Source organism: Oceanobacillus luteolus, assembly GCF_023715655.1.
Classification (GTDB): domain Bacteria; phylum Bacillota; class Bacilli; order Bacillales; family Amphibacillaceae; genus Oceanobacillus; species Oceanobacillus luteolus.
In genome coordinates, this window is the sequence record NZ_JAMBON010000032.1 from 1 (window position 1) to 19,277 (window position 19,277).

Here is a 19,277-nt window from a genome sequence, read left to right on the forward strand (position 1 = left end):
TTTGCCGCCCGCTTCCTTCAGATTCCGCGTCGCCACGGACACCCTTGCGTTAAGCTAACCACTACTTCTGCCTTCATGGCTCGGGACTCTCACCCTAGAGATTACACCCATGCCGGGCGCACACAAAAAAGAATGAAGCTATAACAGCTCCATTCTTTTCCTACTCAAATACAAGTTCCATAAGTTCATTCGTGATCGTTTCCACATCATATCGCTCGTAGATATGTCGATAATCTTTCTTTTCCATTTCTCCACTAGTAAGCTTTTTAATTTTTTCTACCGCTTCATCCACACTTGTTACGATAAGCTCTTCCGGATAAATCAGATCCGCGCCATCCCAATTGAATACAATCGGAGTAGCTCCACTTGCCATTCCTTCCATCGGCGCAAGATGGAAGGCCTCTAAATCACTTGTCGATAAAATGATGCCAATATCCGTCAGCCATTCCGATATATCCGGACCAAACGGAGAGAAAATGACGTTCTCTTTCCACTCTGCTTGATTAATTTTCTCAAAAACTCGATCGAAAAATTCCATATCTTCTTTTCTATTTTTAAGCCATGGCAAGTCTTGTGGCAGCTTCCCTTTGATATGAAGTTTATAGCGTTTGTCTTCCTGCCATAAACGTTCAAAAATCTCTACTGCTCGGTCGACTCTTTTTAACTTTGGTACAATCCCAATAATCCCGAGATTAAAGTTAGCATCATCCTTCTTCGGTAAATTGAATTTTTTCGTATCAAGCATATTAGGAATGATTTTGATTTTCCTTCGCGGCACACCTAGTACGTGATGAAACTCCTCCATCATATATGGACTGATTGTAATCACATTGGCTACTTTGTTATAGTCCAGTTTTTTCATGTAGCTAGTTTCCAGTTCTTGACGGTGGACACGAATAAATAATTTTTGGCCTTTTTTTACATGGTTAGGGTAGAACACCGTATTTCCAAGTCCCCATTCACAAAATATGACATCCGCTTGAGCTAACAGTTTCATGCTCTTTTTTCGATTATGCCGTTTATGCCCTAGCCACTGATCAATTAATACTTTCTTCCCTGCTCGTGCACAAGCCAAGATAAACGGATAAAGGAACTTAAAATCATGTCCAGCAATTAGAATCGTCTGTTCCGCTTCGTTAAATGACCAGAGGGAATTCATCAGGATCTGTTTATTTTCTTCATGGCCACACTTTCTCGCTAGTTCAAAACAATGTTTTGCTGCTGTACGATAAATCTCTTCATTAGTTAAAACTTGCAAAAGCACAGCTTGAAGGTCGTCTAAATTTTGAATGAACAATGGATAGTTTTCACCGAGCAATGTTTTGTACATGTCACTATAAGGCAGTATTACCGGCTTTCCTTCTTTTGCATACTGGAGAAATTCATCTAATGACGCTTCAGATAAGATAACCCCAATATCCTTTTGTGGATCCAAACTATAATACTTCGATTCCCCACCAGCAAATTTCCAATCAAACGTTGGAAGGTCTAACTTGATTTCTTGAAGAATTTCATTCAGCTTTGTTGCATGCAATGTAGGTCCATCGATGAATTCTGCAATTCCCCGTCTATTGACGAAAGTAGGATGCTCCGATTGGATGGAAACTTTCATCAGCGGAAGATAGATTACTTTTTCAGCAAACCCTGCCTCCCTGCCCCATTTTTGCAGCTGTTGTATAGAATCCGTAAAAGTGAATGGATAGTCTATCAACGGAACGGCGTCATCCTTGGTCATAAAAGGAATAGTTCTTGATGGCGGAAATACGGTGACGGAATCGAGGCCATCAAGGCCACCCATCCAGATTAAGATGTCAGGTTTCTTAGTCACCTTTAAATATTTAATCGCTTTTTCCACATTGTTGATGACAGCAAATTTTTCTTCCCGCAATTGCTCTATAGTAAAAATCTCAACGTCATCCACTTGAATCGTTTTATTTTTTTCAGTAAGGATGCTCACTTTTATCCTTGTATCCTCGGATATGATTTCCAGAAGTGAAAGCAAAGCTTGCTTGTTGGATTGATACACGCTCTCACTGATGTAGATAAGAATATTTAATTGTTTCACTTCATCTTCTCCTTTACGGGAATAAACTCTTCCATCAATTCCTGGAGAGGATGATGGTTATATTTTGAGGTTAAAAAGAACTTCGCGAAAATCTGATTTCTATTTCTAACCGAATGGTCGACTAGAGAAGTGAGGCGGTAATAGTACATCGTGTTAATGTGATCTTCTATAAAAAATTCGTCGTATTCTTGACTGCTGTCGAGGATTCCGAAATAAGTACTTTTTGTAAATTGTTGTAAGGAGTACTTGCTGATTGCATAGCTACCGATATAGACTTTGAAGTTATCTTTGTCAATATACTGGTTTATCACTTCCTCATAACCGTGAAAAGGTGTGATAAAGAATACCCAACTGATATTTTTCAGTGACTGCTTTTCAATTGTGCGAATTGTGTTTTGATACTCAGCATCAGATGTAATTGGACAAATCATCGTTGCAGTCGGGAGCTTCGTTGCATGCTCCATGTTAAATTTTTTAACGATAAAGTCCAGGAAATCTCGATAATTATGTTTCCAAAGGATGGTGCGAGTAACCTCTCTATATTTTTCAGCAGCTTGTTCAGGTAGTTCCTGCAGACTTTCCAACAGCTCTTGTAAATCTGCTTCCGAAATATACTCCTGTACGAAATCTTTTAGATCTGGTGTATGGAGCAACGATTGATTGCAAACTACGAGATTGCCTTGGGAAAGTTGCTCTTCCACCTGGCTATCAATATTGTCTGCCGCTTCGATATACCGAACAGTTATAGGCAACGTTGGATCTGAACTGGCATGTTCTTTAGCCTTTTCAGTGATAACTACAACTGTCGGATGTTTTTTGAAGAAATTGACGGGTGGTGCGCTCGTTGTATACGGAATTAAAAATACAGACGGTGTGTCAGCATGGCTCTTGTACATTTCATACTGCTTCGCATCATGAGTTAGAACAAATTCTACATGCGAAAGTAAACCTATAAATCTTTCTACCTCTATTGATGGTTGTTTATGCCAAAGTATCACTGGTATATTGGACGTCTCACACCAGAGCAACAGTCTTCCAATCGGGGAAGTATGGTCTTCCAACTTCCCCCATTCCTCTGAAATAATTTCTCCCGCTTCAAGCAGGACGAAATCAGGGATTGTCTTTTCAATTACTTTTTTCCATTCATACGTGTCTAATCGATTTATCTGGGTAACTGCAGATAAGCCAATAACCGAGCTATGTGACAGAACCCCCGCAATTTCCAGGTTATTCAAGTGACGGATTGAACTTTTCACTTTCCGTTTAACTGGTATAAATGGCGAAGTAAAGATTTTACTGATTTCCATTTTCCCATTACCGGCAACACGAATGGTTAAACGCGCCGCCTTCGTGTTCGGCGCAGGAACGATGGTTGTCAATGTATTTAAGCGGATGTTATGTTTTTTTGCTTGCTGGTTATTTTCATCGTATTCAATGAGATATATGTTGTAATCGAGAGTTTGAGTGACTTTACCTTCTATTAAGATGGAGTTCTGCGGATGAAGGGTGATTTTATTATGTCTTTCTTCGATTGTGGAAAAACTTGTATGACCTTCCCAGAAATTCACATATGTATTTTTTGATGTGTTTGCTTTAAGTTGTAATGCGTTATTTTCAAGGGAAAAATCGATGAGCGATGGTTGATAGAACCAGTTGTTACTATCAAAAAATGTAGTTGAAAGATTATCAAAAGTAATAAACTCAGGCTCTTTTAATTTGTTTTTAAATTTTTCCAGAAACAGCATCATATCATATCCTCACCTACTTGTATTAGATATAAATTATACCATGAATTCATGACTACTTCCTAATACAGCTTCATAGAAAAAAAAGACAAAAAAGTGGTTTGCACGACAGTTGTCGACAAACCACTTTTTTATTTGTGTAACATTATTGAGCTGAAACTTCGACAATTCTTCCTTCTTTTTCAGTTGGAATATTGTCACTGCCGAGACGTACTAAATGATCCCGGAAGTTACCCCAGTCTGATTGTCCAAGGTCTGTCACACGACCCTCAGCATAAGCTTTTTCAAAAACTGTATAACCGTCTCCACCTTTTGCAGTGAACGCATTGGTAGCGATTGTGTACGTCTCGTCATCTTTTACTTCAACGAGCTTACCTGCTTCATCTTCATATTGAAGTGATACGACACGGCTTCCTACTTCTTTAGATGCATCAAATTCTACTTTTCCACCAGCAACATGAAGGAATCCGCCATTTTCACTTGGATAGTTGCCAACACTGATTTCAAATGCTTCTTTTAACTCCGCACCAGTTACATCTGCAACTGCAAGCGTATTACCGAAAGGAAGAACTGTGATGACTTCACCTACTGTAACAGGACCAGCATCAATCGGCGCACGGATTCCGCCACCATTTTGAAGTGCCATAATTACATTTTCATCATATTCTTTCGCTGCATGTAACATACCGTCTGTAATGATATTACCTAAGATTGTTTCATTTTTACGAACACTTTCACCTGTTTCATTTCCTTCATCACCAGCACGTGGATTCTCTAGAGCTTGTTCCAACGTTACTCCAATTTCTTCCTGAGAAACTTTTTCCACTTGTTCTTTATATTCTTTGAGCATTTCTGCCGCAACCGGATCTTCTACTTGCTCACTTACTGGAATCAGTTCACCAGCTTGGGAGACGATGACACCATTTTCGTCGAATTCCACTTCCAATAGACCTAGATTACTGTTCCCATTTCCTGTCTGCACAATTACCGTAGGGTCATTTTACTTATTCACTTCTTTAACATTCTTGACTTTCCAGAATATCTTTCTCAAGAAATCTACTACCGGACGTTTTCCTCCCAGCACAATTCCCGCCAACTCAGCAAAAATGTGAAGGAATAAGAACACAAATACAGTAATTATAAGTGTAAATTGTAAACTCGCTTCTGAAAATAATATTGCCAGTCCACCAAATGCTGCACTAAACAAATAAATGATCAGAACCGTCTTCCTGTGGCTGTAACCTGCTTTAATAAGTTGATAATGAATATGTTTGTTGTCGGCTGCCATGATGTTTTCCTTATTATATGCTCGGCGTATAATCGCAACAATTGTATCGAAAATCGGTACAGCAAGGACAATAATTGGTACGACAAAACTTAAGAAAGCTACGTTCTTAAATAATCCAAGCATGGAAACGACTGCCACCATGAATCCTAGAAAGTTCGAACCGGTATCTCCCATGTAAATTTTTGCTGGATAAAAATTATGGGGAAGAAACCCGATATTAGCACCAATGAGCACGATACTGATATATGCAACGATTATTTGCGCATCAGCTAGCGCCATTATAAATATGCTGATTAAAGCAATTGTGGTTACTCCCGTTGCCAAACCATCTAGACCATCTATCAAATTAATGGCGTTTGTTATCCCAACTACCCACAGTACAGTGATTAGGACACTAAAAAATCCAAGATCAATTGTACCGATGAAAGGCAGAGTGACCCGTTCAATGATCAGGCCGGAAGAAACGATAAAAGAAGCTGCAACGAGCTGACCAGTTAATTTTGCAATTGGTTTTATGCTGAAACGATCATCAAGAGCACCTGTGATGATGATTACGAGTGCACCAAGAACGATTTCAGGTAAATGCTCATGTTGTGGCATCAAATATAAACCACCAATTAAAGCACCTAGAAATATAGCGATGCCTCCAAGTCTCGGTTTGACTTCCTTATGGATTTTACGATAATTCGGGAAGTCAACTGCTCCAATCTTCACGGCAAATTTCTTGACCAGATAGGTGAGCAGGAAACTTGCGATAAATGCTATCATGAAAGCCATCGCTAAGTCGACATAATTTACCATAGTATTCTCCTAGTTATTATAGTTGTTACATGTATCGACTAAATTATAACTAATCAAGGGCAGGTAGAGCAAATTTAATTAGTACATTTTTAGGTCTGTTAAGGTGTATTGCACTTTGGTAGAATGATTTTGGAGAGCAAAATTTAAATGGGAGTTGAGTATATGGGCGTTTATATTTTTGTATTAGCTGCAGCAATTGCAGTATTTGGTATTTTAATTTTTTATAAAAGAAATGTCGAGCTAATTAAAGAAGACCCTAGCAAAACCGAAGAAGCACATAAAAATTTCTTCATCGGCGCAGCAATCAGTGAATCGATTCCATTGATTTTAGTCATCATGGGCATTGTCAATCTCGAGCAAGTCCCAATGGAGGAGATTTACTTCCCAGCAATCATCGTTGTTTTCCTTATAGTATTTTCCGTGTTCTTTATTTTCCTGCAGCGGGCAGTTGGAACGGACGAGGAGAGTAAACCACGGGTAACAACCTTTTCCCTAATTGCCGTAGCAGTGACGAATGCAATACCGTTTATTGCGCTTTTGTTCTTGTTTATGTCGACGCAGGCTTAGTGGTTGGTGATGTTGTAGTCTGTCTTATTGGCGCTTGCCTTGTTGGGGTGAGCGGTTTTTCTGTAGGAGTGAGCGCTTCTTCTAGCGGGGTGAGCGCTTTTTCGTGCGGGGTGAGCGGAATTCATGGAGTCATGAGCGCTTTCCCCTCCGATGTGAGCGGGATTTACATGACCATGAGCGCCTTTCCCCCGCTACGAGCGAATTATCAAAATCCCTCCCAACTATTCCCCCATTCTTTATTTCAACTACTGAAAAGTGTACAATTTGAATAGGTGAATTTACAGGATAGGTGGTGACATGAAGTGATAAACGCAAAAGAACGAGCCAGCATAGAAAAGGTCTGCATGATCGCTGGGAAAATCATGCTGATGAGCGGGGCGGAGACGCATCGGGTGGAAGATACGATGCATCGGATGGCCCGTGCGTTTGGTGTGGAGAGTGCCCAGGTACATGCGACGCCGACTGGGATAAATTTCTCGACGGGCGTGGCTGAAATGAATAGTTTTTTGCGGATTTCAAAACGGCCTACTGATTTGAATAAAATTGCGGAAGTGAATAAAATTTCCAGAAGAGTGACGGCTGGGGAACTTGATATGGATGAAGCGTATGTGCTGCTCCGGGAAATAGAATTAGCGGCACCGGGATATACACCTTGGGTTCAAATTGTCGCAGCTGCACTTGTGAGTGGCTGCTTTGCCATCATGTTCAAAGGTGAATGGGTCGACTTTTTACCTGCCTGTCTTGCTGGTGGGCTCGGATTCGTGGTGATGTTTTATATGGACCGGTTGCTGGAAATCCGCTTCTTAGCCGAATTCTTTGCAGCATTTGTCATTGGTGTCAGCTCGTACCTGTTCGTCAGCAATGGATTTGGGATGGAGTTAAGTAAGGTGATCATTGGCGCGGTGATGCCGCTCGTTCCGGGATTGCATATTACGAACGCCATCCGGGATCTCGTGGCGGGCCATCTCATATCTGGAATATCCAAGGGAATTGAAGCGACATTGACGGCATTTGCGATTGGCGCTGGTGTGTCACTCATTTTCGCATTTGTCTAGGAGGGATTTTTTTGACGATACTTGCACAACTTGTTACGAGTTTTATTGCATCAAGTGGATTCGGAATCCTTTTTGGCGCGCCGAAAAAATCCCTTATTCAATGTGGTCTCGTCGGAATGTCGGGGTGGATGCTGTATTACTATTTGACCCCAGGCTATATGAATACTGTACCAGCGACAATTTTTGCGGCAATGCTTGTCTCTGTGCTGAGTTTTATCTGCGCCAGAACTTTCAAGGTGCCAATCATCATATTTAATGTTTCAGGAATCATTCCGCTCGTTCCAGGGGGACTTGCGTATAATGCGATGCGTCATTTTGTGGAAAATGATTATACGACGGCGCTGGAATTGTCGGCTGAGGTCGCGTTACTTGCTGGCGGAATCGCAATTGGCTTGATGTTTTCAGAGGTGGTGCGGGAAATCGTACGAAAGCTCGCACCGCGGAAATAAAGTGGAAGTTTTACTGTAGTTCGTTTTTATTGCGAATTTTTCATTATCCTATAAAATAAGTGTAATCCAACAAAGCGAGGGGTAGCTGAATGAATGCACAAGAAAAACCTAAAGTATTGATTATCATTTTCGGGGCAACCGGGGATTTGGCAAAGCGGAAGTTATATCCTTCCATTTATCGCCTCGTGCGGAATGAGACGATCAGCCAGGATTTTGCAGTCGTTGGTTTGGCGCGGAGAAATTGGTCGGACGACGTTTATCGTCAAAATGTAATGGAATCGGTGGAACAGGCCTTTGGCGACTGTGAGGAATTAGAATCCTTCGCTTCCCATTTCCACTACCAATCCTTTGACGTGACCGATGAGGGGAATTATCTTCAGGTGAAGGAATTGGTGGAGAAACTGGAATCAGAGTATGATACGAATGGAAACCGCCTATTTTACTTGGCTATGGCTCCAGAGTTCTTCGGCAGTATCGCCAATAACCTGAAGGAATATGGCTTGAAGGAAACAGCAGGCTGGACCCGTCTCATCATTGAAAAGCCGTTCGGGCATGATTTGAAGACGGCTAAAGAGTTGAACAGTCAAATTCGTGAAGCCTTCGATGAAGAACAAATATATCGTATTGACCATTATCTTGGAAAACAAATGGTGCAAAACATAGAAGTCATCCGTTTTGCGAATGGAATTTTTGAGCACTTATGGAATAACCGCTTCATTTCGAATATCCAAATCACTTCCAGTGAAACGCTTGGTGTGGAGGATCGCTCGCGGTATTACGATGACTCCGGAGCTATTCGGGATATGGTACAAAACCATATGCTTCAGATGGTGGCACTTCTTGCAATGGAACCACCGATTAAGCTGACGACAGATGAAATCCGCTCAGAAAAAATCAAAGTGTTGCGGGCGCTTAGACAGCTGGAGCCGGATCATGTGCATGAGCATTTTGTACGTGGACAATACGGAAGCGGCGTCGTAAATGATGAAGAAGTGATCGGCTACCGTAAAGAATCAGAGGATCTCGTCTTTTCCAATACAGAAACATTTGTGGCGGGGAAAATTTTAATTGATAATTACCGCTGGGCTGGCGTGCCATTTTACATACGGACAGGAAAACGGATGTCGGAGAAACGGACGAAGATCGTCATTGAATTTAAAGATATCCCGATGAACCTCTACTTCAAGAGTGACCGGGAACATCATCCGAATCTGTTGGTCATCAATATCCAGCCTGATGAGGGGATCGCCCTTTATCTGAACGCGAAAAAAGCTGGCGCTGAGGCACTTGCTGAGCCGATTGAACTGAGTTATAAACAAGGTGCAATGCCGGCTATTAATACTCCAGAAGCCTACGAGAAGCTTTTATATGATAGCATGATAGGAGATGCGACAAACTTTACCCATTGGGATGAAGTCGCACTTTCATGGAAATATATCGATCCGATTTTACAAGTTTGGCAAAATGAGCAGCCGAACTTCCCGAACTATGAATCTGGTTCGATGGGACCGAAAAAATCCGACAAGCTCTTAGGTCAGGATGGGTTCCATTGGTGGGAAGTATAACGGTTCTTATGGAATAATAGGAGGAGTTTGTTATGAAAAAGAAATTTTATGATGTAACAGCACCGATTTATGAAGGAATGCCAGTTTATAAAAATAAGCCGGAAAAGCAACCGGAATTTAATACCGTGACGAACGCTCACGTTACCGAAACTCGCATCTCGATGGATTTACATACCGGGACTCATGTCGACTCCCCACTGCATATGATCAATGATGGCGACACGATGGAATCCATCGCGATTGAAGATTTGGTCGGTAAAGTGAAGTTATTTGATTTAACACACGTGGAAGACCGGATTACGGTCGAGGACATTAAAGATCTTCCGATTGAAAAAGATGATTTCATTCTATTTAAAACGCGAAATTCTTCCGTGGATGAATTTGATTTTGAATTTGTCTTTGTGGCAGAAGATGCAGCAAGTCACCTTGCAGAAATTGGAATTAAAGGTGTTGCAGTAGATGCGTTGGGAATTGAACGGGCGCAACCTGGACACCCGACACATCGGACATTGTTTGAGAACCAAGTTATCGTCATCGAGGGCTTGCGCTTGAAGGAAGTACCTCAAGGTGAGTACTTTATGGTAGCCGCTCCATTGAAAATCATCGGTACGGACGCTGCTCCAGCGCGCGTGTTGTTGTTTGAATTGGACAATGATACGGATGGTAAAGCGTTCCACTGGGATACAGGATCAGTTGATCTATCCGAACAATAAGCGAAACTAAATAAATAATGGGTCATGCAGAATGTTTCTGTATGACCCTTTTTTGTTATAGGAGATTATCAGTCGGCAGCTTTTTCGTTACATAGAATTTATTAATATATTTCTAACAACCTACTTGAGAACATAAATAAAGAGTCGAAAGCATCAATATGTACCAATATTTTTATTTTATATCATGTCTTTTCATTTTATCCAATTCATCTTGGCTTCTTTTACGATATGACTTCCGTCCGTATGACCATTGTTGTGACAAGAACAGAAAACCAATCAGTAGGAATAATACGTAAGCTAAGGTACTTTCAATCCTGTCCGTAGCGAACATCCAAGTCAACCAACTTACAAAAAGAACGGGGACGATTGCTCCTAAATAGGCATTGCTACGAGACGATAAAAAATACTGTAAAACCAACGCTGCAATAATCAATAAGATAGATGTGAATTCATTCATTTTTCATTCTCCTTTTCTATTTTATATTTATTAATAATAGATTTTGCATCTTCTAAGCTGATACGGTTTTCAATCGCGAGCTGTCTTACATAATTGACTAGGGCTTCCTTTTCCAAGTCCACATTTAAATTAATCTTTTGTATGATGCGATCTAACCGAATTCTTACTGTAGGATAGGAAACTTCGTAATCATTGGCTATTTGTTTAAGCGATCCCGAGCTCAAAACAAATTTCCTGACAAACTCTACATCTTCACTCTCCAACGATGATATCCAAGTTGGTAGGTCATTGTAAATCATTTCCATTCCCTCCTCATGTTTTTAATATACCACGTTCTTAAATAAAATAAAAGGGTTTTTCACCAAAAACTTAAATATATTTTATTAAATTATAAATAAAGTTAAATAAAGTGTTGATTTTTAATTTAACTTTATGGTAAGGTTCAATTAAGATAATTTTAAAAATATTTTTTGGAGGCGAAAAAAATGAAAAGCAATGGAGAAGTTTTGTTTTCAGTAATTGGGGTTGTTTTGTTCAGTGTTTTATTTGCAGGGAGTCTTGTTTTATCGAATGGAGTTCAAAACAGTTCTGGAGCGGAAGAGTTGGCACAGCAATTCATCAGCGATGAAAATGTAACCGAAGTGACCGCCGGACAGATCCTGACATTTTTAGAGAATGGTTTCCTATATGTTGGAATCGTCTCCCTCATTTGCGCAGTCATCGGAGTGATTTCGATTGTGTTGATTAAGAAAAGTGATAACCCGGGTGCTGCAGGAAAACTATTAATCTCTACAGCTATACTAAGTACCATCCTTACTTTATTTGTAGGCGTCTTGGCTTGTTGTGCCTACCTTATTGCAGGCATCAAAGCCAACGGCCGCAATAAAAGCTTGAAGGCATCAGCATAACGGTTAGTAGTAGAAAGGAGAGCGAAGTTTATGTTTGCCATTACGTGGAGAGAATTTACATCTCAATTTAAAAGTATTCGATCGATCATTATCATCCTTTTTATTTTTGGAGTGACGACCGGTTCAGCAAAGCTTATCAGTCAATTTGAAATGCAACTTAAAGATTTGGGATTGGGAGACAATGCTTATGTCGGTGGATTGATGCTACTTCTATTTGTAGCATCTCCCCTTTTTGTCACGAGTATCTCCCATAGCATCGTCAATAAGGAAGTCGATTCCCGAACCATTCGATTTTTAGCAACAAAAACCTCGAGACAAAATATTATTCTCGGTAAATTTTTAGGCAACTTTTTATTTTGGATGTTCTGTCTAGTGATTGCTTTATTGTTGATCGTTCCGTTTTCACACGCATTTTACTTTTCAGAGTTCATTCAAAGCGTCATCTATGTATCTTATTTCATCGGTTTGACATTATTTCTATCTACCATCATTAGAAATCCGTCTTTAACGATGTTTTTGGGAATCAGTCTTTCTATTGCTTTACCTATTATCGGCATTTGGGGGATGTTTACGAAAAACTTTATCATCAAGTCTATCTCTTATGTCACTCCCTATTTTTACTATACACAGGACCATACGTCCTACACTTATTTTGTGTTAATTTTCACCTTGATCTTTTTAGTATTGAGCTTAATGGTCTTTAAAAGGAGAGATTTGTAATGAAAGCACTTAGCACAAAGGATTTGACGAAAAAGTACGGTAATAAGACCGTCGTTAATCATTTAAATCTTGAAATAGAGAAAGGTAGCATCTTTGGCTTTTTAGGTAAAAACGGAGCTGGAAAGTCTACCTTCATCAATATGATTACAGGATTGACGCTGCCGACCTCTGGCTCTTTTGAGATTCTCGGAGAACAGGGAGATTCATTACACAGAGTAAGACATCGAATTGGAGTGTTGCCGGATTATTCCACTTTCTATGAGAATTTTACTGCTTTGGAGCATCTGAAGTATTATAGTCGAATACTGCGACTTTCTTTAACTACTAATGAGTTGAAAGAAATTTTAAAGCAAGTTGAATTGGAAGATGCGATAAATGTAAAGACCAAAAATTACTCATTTGGGATGAAAAAGAAACTTGGACTTGCGCAAGCGATCATCAATAAACCGGAGCTCTTATTTTTAGACGAACCAACATCCGGTGTCGATGCCAATTCCATTTTAAATATCCATACTCTGATTAAAGATATATCAGCCCAAGGCACGACGGTCTTTTTGACATCCCACAACTTAGATGAGGTGGAGAAGTTATGCGATGATATTGCCATCATGAACAAAGGGACAATCCAGACAAAAGGAAGCATGCACCAACTAAGGAGAGAATATCAGGACAATATTTCCGTTTATATTAAACATGATTCCATTTCAGAGAGTAAACAGATCAAATTACGAACCGAGCTCTCTTCATTGGTTAAAAATATGAAAGTAGCATCGGATCACTTGGAACTCTTTGTGGAAGATGAAAGTGTCATCCCTAAAATCAACAACTATTTAGTGAGTGAACAGATTAATATCTATCGTTTAGAAGTAGAAGAGCCATCTTTGGAAGAAATCTTCTTGAATTTGGGAGAGGAAAAATTTAGCGCATAAGAAGTATTATATTCCGCAGTAGAGGTAAAAGGAGGTATAAAAATGTATGTATTAAAAGAACCGACGCAAAAAATCTCACCAGACGCAATAAAAGTATGGAGAATTACGGATGCGTTTCATACTATCATTTTTCTAGGCTTGCTATCCTTTCTTCTCTATTTCGATTATTCCTATCAGTGGCCAAATTGGATAGGAATTGTAATTTATTCCTTGATGGGAATCACCTTTGTTTCCGCCATCATTGAACTAATAATCGTTCCTGTATACAAGCAAAGAACATGGAGATATGAAATTGACGGCAATTGTATACAACTCAAACATGGTGGAGCGTTCAAAAAAACACATATGATCATTCCGATGAACAAAGTATATTTCGTTGATACGTATCAAGGTCCTATCCTACAAAGATATAAGTTGGCGACGGTTAAAATCGGAACGGTTGGGTATATTCATGAGATTCCCGGCCTTCCAGAAAGAAAAGCTTCTGAAATCCGTAGCTACATTGCTTCCTTGACGGACTTGTATAAAGCAAAGGAGGCTGCTGATGGAGAAGAACAGCGTGTATGAACAAACTTCTTCTTTAAAGAAGCTGCACCCTATCTGGATAGGTTTTAGATTGTTTAAATCAATAAGAAGTTTGATTCTGTTTATCGTCTTTTTGTTTATCGTTTTGGATATGTCATCCAACTCTATTTTCTCATGGTACGGAACAACTTTAATTGGAATATTCATCGTCTATCAAATCGGAGCATCGGTATTGGAATGGTATCGTTTTGGTTATTATTTTGACCAGGAAGAAATTTATGTCCAAAAGGGCCGATTTGTTAAGATGAAAAGATTTTTTCCATTAGATCTTGTACAAGGGATCAATCAAAACACATTACTGATTCATCGTATGCTGGGGCTCACGTCATTATTGATTGATGTGGGTTCCAGTGATAGAGACAGCTCCATAAAACTAGAAATGATTACGATTGAAGAAGCAGAACAAATTAAAAAAATACTTTCGAAATATGGTAATATCCAAGTGAACGAACCTGTAGCGAGCGACAAAGACCAGAAGGAAGGACATAAGGATAAAAACTTTACCCACCACTATACGATAGAAACCAATGAAATTCTTATTGCTTCCCTCACTTCGCTGCGGTTGCTGTTTTTCCTAAGTGTCTTATACTCTGTTTATTCGCAGTTAAGTCAGTTTCTCCCAATTGAAGAACATATCAATAAAGCTATCGCATATTTCCAGACATCTATACAAATGCTCCTCTTGGGAATTGCTTTGTTGATTCTATGTTCCATGATCTACGGGTTTGTGAAAACATTCATCCAGTACGGTGGGTTGGTCGTCACCTCTGATGCACATCGTATTTATTTGGAAAAAGGAATCGGAAGTAAAACGAGTTTTTCCATTCCTAAAGACAATATCCAGGCTTTGAGCATCAACAGTGGCTTCATTCATCGGATGTTAAAAATCGTGAATGTCAGATTGATCAGTGCTACAGATGTAAACGACGAGGATATAAAAGTCTCTAATATCTTATTTCCTTTTATCAACCGTCAAAGAGCTTTTACCTTGGTTCCGGAAGTTGTACCGTCTTTCGCAATTACAGGGAGCATGAGCAACATACCGAAGCGCTCCATCCTGGTGAAGCTGTTAAGGACGATGTATATTTGGCTTTTGTTGCCTCTAGGAATTTTCCTATTCATACCAGGATTTTGGTATATTGCGGTATTAGCTTTTGTCATCACACTGACTTCTCAGATAGTCAGCGGGCTATGCAGCAGCTATTCCCTCAATGGACAGTTTCTACAGCTTAGAAAAGTCGGTGTATCGACTCGGCTCTTTATTATGAGGAGAGATAGAATCGAACGGATCATGCTATCGGAAACGATGATTCAACGAAAAATGGGGTTAGCGTCCTTAAAAGTTACAACGAGAGCGAGACCGACAAAAGTGATAACGATGCATGACGTTCCCATACAAATCGCTTTGCAATGCCAGTCATGGTTTATTAATGAAGATTGATATATGAAGCAAGCAGGTTACTCTAATGAATAGGAGCAACCTGCTTTAATTATTTCACCTTAATTTTTTTGGATAGATTATCTAACAACAAGTATATGACAGGAACTAAAAACAACGTGAAAATACTTGATGTACTGAGTCCGAAGATGACCGTGACAGCAAGCGGCTGCTGCAGTTCTGCTCCTTCCCCTATTCCAAGACTTAGCGGAATCAGCGCGAGCACAGTTGTAATGGTCGTCATCAGAATCGGCCTTAACCTGTTCCTTCCTGCCTCCACAATAGCCTCCATCCGCTCCATGCCCCGCTCTCTCAACAGATTGGTATAATCGACAAGCAGGATTGAGTTGTTCACCACAACCCCCGCAAGCATCGTTATCCCGATTATCGCGGGAACGGATAATGCAATATCGGTCGCAAATAATCCGAGTAACACACCGATTGCTGACGTCGGTATCGCAAACATGATGATGAACGGATACAGAAAGCTTTCAAACTGGATAGCCATGACGGCATAGACAAGGAAAATAGAAAAGATTAAAGCTAAGCCCAAATCAATAAAAGCTTCTTCCATTTCCTCTGCTTGACCGGCGACTGTATAGTTATAGCCTTCTGGCAGATTCATCTGCGCAAGTCTTGCTTCTACATCCTCTACAATACTTCCCAAATCCCGGTCAATGATTTGGCTCGTCACATTCATTTGCGGCTGCTGATTTTGCCGCATGAGCGCAACGGGGCCTTGGATTTCGATAAATTCAGCAACTTCATTCAGCGGAATGCTTGCACCGGTCGGCGTTTGGATATTCAGCTCCATTAAATCATGAATCGTGCTTCTTTCATCTTCCGGATAGTAAAGCATGACATCGATCTCTTGGCGACGCTCCCGGTATCTTGTGGCAAGCTGACCATTGAAATGAGGCTGAATTTGCCCAGTTATTTGCTGCTCCGTGAGTCCATACATCGCAGCGTGGCCCTCATCAATTCGGATCGTGAGCTGAGGAATCCCTTGAGCCGCTCCAGATGTCGGATTAAGCACCCCATCTACCGTAGAGATTTCCTCGGCCACCTCATCGGCTAGATCTCGAAGGACTTCATGTTCCGGCCCATTGATTTCAATCGAAATCGGGTCGCCAAAATTCATGCCGCTTTCCATCATGGAAACAGTAATTTCAGCACCCGCGATATCACGCAGGTCCTCCTCGATATTTTTCACAAAATCATTTGTCGAGATATCCCTTTCATCCAATGGAACGAGTTGAATCGTGTAGGTGGCATTATTACTCGATCCACCTCCTGGACCAACTCCATCACCACCGACAGAGAGGAAGCTCACTTCGATATCCTCTTCATAAGCAATCAGTTTTTCATTGATTTGTTCGACGATACCTTCCACATATTCCAGAGAACTGCCCGATTCGGTCTCTACACTAATTCGAGCCTGGCCTTGATCCGAAGCCGGAATGAGCTCGGCGCCAATCATTGGAATAAGTGCAAAACTGCCACCTAAAATCAAAAATGTGATGAGCACGGTTGTTTTCCTGAATTTCAAGGTGCGACGGAGTCCATTTGCGTATTTATCCCGCAGCCAATTTAAGAATCGTTCAAACCAATATGTTTTCCCGTCCTTATCAACGACCTTAGACAATAACTGAGATGATAGCATCGGCACAAGCGTAATCGCCACAACAAGTGAAGCGACAAGCGCAAATGATACCGTCAACGCCAGTGGAGTAAATAAATCTGATGCGAACCCTTCGACAAACACAATCGGTAGAAATACGACGATTGTCGTTGTTGTCGATGCAATTAATGCAGGAGTGAGTTCAGAAGCTCCCTTCGTCGCCGCTTCATACAAACTCGCTCCACGTCTCCGATAAGAATATATATTTTCCAAAATAACAATCGAACTGTCCACCATCATCCCGACCCCAAGAGCGAGACCTCCAAGAGTGAGCACATTCAGCGTTTGACCGGTAAAATACATGAGTGCAAATGTGGAAATGAGTGCAATTGGAATCAACACTCCAATCACGATTGTTGCGCGGATGCTTTTCAAAAAGAGCAATAAAATCCCAATGGCAATCAAACCACCGATGATAATATTCGACGTCACCGAATCGATGGATAGCTGGATAAATTCCGACGTATCGATAATGACGTCCACCGCGACACTTTCCCCAAGTTCTGCTTCTATCCCCGGAATACTATCACGGATATTCGTTGCGACTTCTACAGTATTGGCATCCGTATTTTTCATGATAGACAAAACAAGCGACGGCTCTCCATTGACAAGGGTGAGACTATCACTTTCCTTATATGTATCCACTACTTCAGCGACATCCTCCACAGAAATGGTCGCTCCTGCAGGCGTTTGAATGATTGTTTCCTTGATATCGTCGATAGACTCAATTTCTCCAATCACTCGGAGCTGCAAGTCTTGATTCCCTTTTTCCACCGTCCCTACCGATGCGGAGTTGTTCGTTGCACTTATTGCTTGTGCGACTTCATTGGCACTGATGCCATACTGCTTCAGATCGGTAGATTCCAGGATGACCTGTATCTCCCGCTCCTTGCCACCTTCCACCGTCACCGATGCAATTCCTTCTTGCCGTTCAAAATAAGGGACGACTTGATTTTCAGCTATTTCTGTCAGCCGTTCCGGTTCGCTGCCTGTCAGGCTCACCCACATGACCGGCAATGCATCCGGACTGAACCGGAGAATATTCGGTTCTTCCGCTTCGTTCGGTAAAAAGCCTTTGACCTGGTCGACTTTTTCCCGGACGTCTAAAAGGGCCTGGTCAAGGTCTGTTCCATTTTTGAACATCATGATGACGACAGAGGCACCAGTTTGTGAGCGGGACTGAATCGAGTCGATTCCTTCTATCGTGCTGACCGCTCCTTCAATCGGCCTGCTGATCAGGTTCTCAACATCTTCAGGCGCAGCATCTTGGTAGCTCGTCGCTACGACTGCAATCGGTAATTCAATTTCTGGAAAAAGGTCCACGGCAAGATTACGGAGGGAAACAAATCCAAGCGCAAGAATTGCGAGAACAATCATGACGACTCCTACTGGCCGTTTCACGGATGTGGTTACGAGCTTCATGCTTATTCCTCCTCTTTGACATCTACCTGGTCGCCGTCGGATAAAGTGAGCTGGCCGGTGATGACCACCTCTTCGCCTGCCTCTATTTCCCCTTCAATGGCAGAAGTGTCCGAACCTGTTTCCAGAACGGTGATTGTGCGTTTTTCGGCTTTGTCGTTTGTTACGACATATATAAAGTCTTCATCATTTTCGTGAACGACTGCTTGTGTCGGTACGAGAAGTGTATCTTCAATCACTTGTTCCGGTATCGTAATTCTAGCTACCATACCAGGCAAGATGATATTTTCCTCATTTTCTACAGTTGCCTGGACAGGATAAAGTCCAGAATCATCTGGAGTAAAATCGATTTGTGTGACGGTTGCTGGGAATTCTTCATTTGCGACCTCCACCGTATACGTTTCATCTTTTGTAAGAATTTGTTGGAGTTCTGCCGTTACTGCAAATTCTACGATCATTACGTCCGTATCCGCGACGGTTGCAAAAGGCTCTTCATTTGATACCATATCCCCTTCGGAAGCTTGGAGGCCTGTGATTTTTCCATCTGCAGGAGCAGTGACGGTAGTGCTACCTTGAGCAGTGGAAAAAACAGCAATCCGGTCACCTTCTTCAACCGTTTCACCATTTGAGACATCGAGTTCTGTTAATTCCCCAGCAAGCGGCAGAATGATAGGCGTGATTTGATTCGGAATGGCCCGTCCGTACAGGACCCGCTCTAGAATGAAATCTTCTTCCTTCACTTCAGCGGTTTCGACAGCAACGACTCGCTCTTCTTGTTCCACATTAGTCGTATCATCATTCGAACAAGCTGCCAGTACAACCAATAAACAAAACATAAGTACAAACATGAATCGCTTCATCTCAACATACTCCTCTGCAACTTAGTCGGCGG

18 protein-coding genes are annotated in these 19,277 nt (G+C 41.2%); 10 read left to right on the forward strand and 8 right to left on the reverse strand.

Going from position 1 to position 19,277, the window contains the following annotated elements; genetic code table 11:
• Positions 1–160: 160 nt before the first annotated feature.
• The 4 genes from M3210_RS20625 to M3210_RS15265 form a co-directional block, all read right to left on the reverse strand.
• On the reverse strand, positions 161–2,065 hold the full coding sequence (locus M3210_RS20625) for a glycosyltransferase family 4 protein (protein WP_251516044.1): 1,905 nt from the start codon (positions 2,063–2,065) through the stop codon (positions 161–163).
• Positions 2,062–3,813: a hypothetical protein gene (locus M3210_RS15255; protein ID WP_251516047.1), complete on the reverse strand. Its 1,752-nt coding sequence runs from the start codon at positions 3,811–3,813 to the stop codon at positions 2,062–2,064. Before M3210_RS15255 ends, M3210_RS20625 begins: the two co-directional genes overlap by 4 nt.
• Before the next feature lie 142 nt (positions 3,814–3,955).
• Complete coding sequence (locus M3210_RS15260) at positions 3,956–4,792, reverse strand: bifunctional metallophosphatase/5'-nucleotidase (RefSeq protein ID WP_251516050.1); 837 nt, start codon at positions 4,790–4,792, stop codon at positions 3,956–3,958.
• An 18-nt stretch (positions 4,793–4,810) separates the two neighbouring features.
• Positions 4,811–5,899, reverse strand: coding sequence for a glycosyltransferase family 4 protein (locus M3210_RS15265; protein WP_251516053.1), 1,089 nt, complete (start codon positions 5,897–5,899; stop codon positions 4,811–4,813).
• A 162-nt stretch (positions 5,900–6,061) separates the two neighbouring features.
• On the opposite strand from M3210_RS15265, the gene M3210_RS15270 reads away from it, so the two are divergent.
• From M3210_RS15270 to M3210_RS15290, 5 genes are all read left to right on the forward strand, one after another.
• Complete coding sequence (locus tag M3210_RS15270; protein ID WP_251516056.1) at positions 6,062–6,466, forward strand: hypothetical protein; 405 nt, start codon at positions 6,062–6,064, stop codon at positions 6,464–6,466.
• A gap of 344 nt (positions 6,467–6,810) precedes the next feature.
• The gene (locus M3210_RS15275; protein WP_251516151.1) at positions 6,811–7,521 is read left to right on the forward strand and encodes a threonine/serine exporter family protein; all 711 of its coding nucleotides are present in this window, start codon (positions 6,811–6,813) and stop codon (positions 7,519–7,521) included.
• Positions 7,522–7,532: 11 nt separating this feature from the next.
• A complete protein-coding gene (locus M3210_RS15280) occupies positions 7,533–7,970 on the forward strand; it encodes a threonine/serine exporter family protein (protein WP_251516062.1) in 438 nt (145 codons plus the stop codon).
• Positions 7,971–8,059: 89 nt separating this feature from the next.
• Entirely contained in the window at positions 8,060–9,535 is a 1,476-nt protein-coding gene (gene zwf, locus M3210_RS15285) for a glucose-6-phosphate dehydrogenase (protein ID WP_251516075.1), read from the forward strand.
• A gap of 32 nt (positions 9,536–9,567) precedes the next feature.
• On the forward strand, positions 9,568–10,248 hold the full coding sequence (locus M3210_RS15290) for a cyclase family protein (RefSeq protein WP_251516077.1): 681 nt from the start codon (positions 9,568–9,570) through the stop codon (positions 10,246–10,248).
• 172 nt (positions 10,249–10,420) lie between these two features.
• Here the strand turns inward: M3210_RS15290 and M3210_RS15295 are convergent, their stop codons facing one another.
• Positions 10,421–10,705 (reverse strand): hypothetical protein, encoded by a 285-nt coding sequence (locus tag M3210_RS15295; RefSeq protein WP_251516079.1) that lies wholly within the window; start codon positions 10,703–10,705, stop codon positions 10,421–10,423.
• Positions 10,702–11,004, reverse strand: a complete 303-nt coding sequence (locus M3210_RS15300; protein ID WP_251516081.1) for a DUF2089 family protein — start codon at positions 11,002–11,004, stop codon at positions 10,702–10,704. The genes M3210_RS15295 and M3210_RS15300 overlap by 4 nt, the downstream gene beginning before the upstream one ends.
• A 186-nt stretch (positions 11,005–11,190) precedes the next feature.
• Here M3210_RS15300 and M3210_RS15305 point away from each other — a divergent pair, with 186 nt between their 5' ends.
• From M3210_RS15305 to M3210_RS15325, 5 genes are read left to right on the forward strand one after another with little or no spacing between them, the layout of a single operon-like run.
• A complete protein-coding gene (locus M3210_RS15305) occupies positions 11,191–11,613 on the forward strand; it encodes a DUF4064 domain-containing protein (RefSeq protein ID WP_251516083.1) in 423 nt (140 codons plus the stop codon).
• Positions 11,614–11,643: 30 nt separating this feature from the next.
• A complete protein-coding gene (locus M3210_RS15310) occupies positions 11,644–12,333 on the forward strand; it encodes an ABC transporter permease (RefSeq protein WP_251516085.1) in 690 nt (229 codons plus the stop codon).
• Positions 12,333–13,262, forward strand: coding sequence for an ABC transporter ATP-binding protein (locus tag M3210_RS15315; RefSeq protein WP_251516087.1), 930 nt, complete (start codon positions 12,333–12,335; stop codon positions 13,260–13,262). Before M3210_RS15310 ends, M3210_RS15315 begins: the two co-directional genes overlap by 1 nt.
• 42 nt (positions 13,263–13,304) lie before the next feature.
• Positions 13,305–13,829, forward strand: coding sequence for a PH domain-containing protein (locus tag M3210_RS15320; RefSeq protein ID WP_251516089.1), 525 nt, complete (start codon positions 13,305–13,307; stop codon positions 13,827–13,829).
• Positions 13,807–15,288 carry a PH domain-containing protein gene (locus M3210_RS15325; protein WP_251516092.1) on the forward strand — a complete coding sequence of 494 codons (1,482 nt, stop codon included), beginning with the start codon at positions 13,807–13,809 and terminating at the stop codon, positions 15,286–15,288. The genes M3210_RS15320 and M3210_RS15325 overlap by 23 nt, the downstream gene beginning before the upstream one ends.
• Positions 15,289–15,337: 49 nt before the next feature.
• Here M3210_RS15325 and M3210_RS15330 read toward each other — a convergent pair whose 3' ends face one another.
• Both M3210_RS15330 and M3210_RS15335 read right to left on the reverse strand, forming a co-directional pair.
• Positions 15,338–18,388 carry an efflux RND transporter permease subunit gene (locus M3210_RS15330; RefSeq protein WP_251516095.1) on the reverse strand — a complete coding sequence of 1,017 codons (3,051 nt, stop codon included), beginning with the start codon at positions 18,386–18,388 and terminating at the stop codon, positions 15,338–15,340.
• 2 nt (positions 18,389–18,390) lie between these two features.
• Positions 18,391–19,245: an efflux RND transporter periplasmic adaptor subunit gene (locus M3210_RS15335; RefSeq protein ID WP_251516097.1), complete on the reverse strand. Its 855-nt coding sequence runs from the start codon at positions 19,243–19,245 to the stop codon at positions 18,391–18,393.
• Between the last annotated feature and the right edge of the window lie 32 nt (positions 19,246–19,277).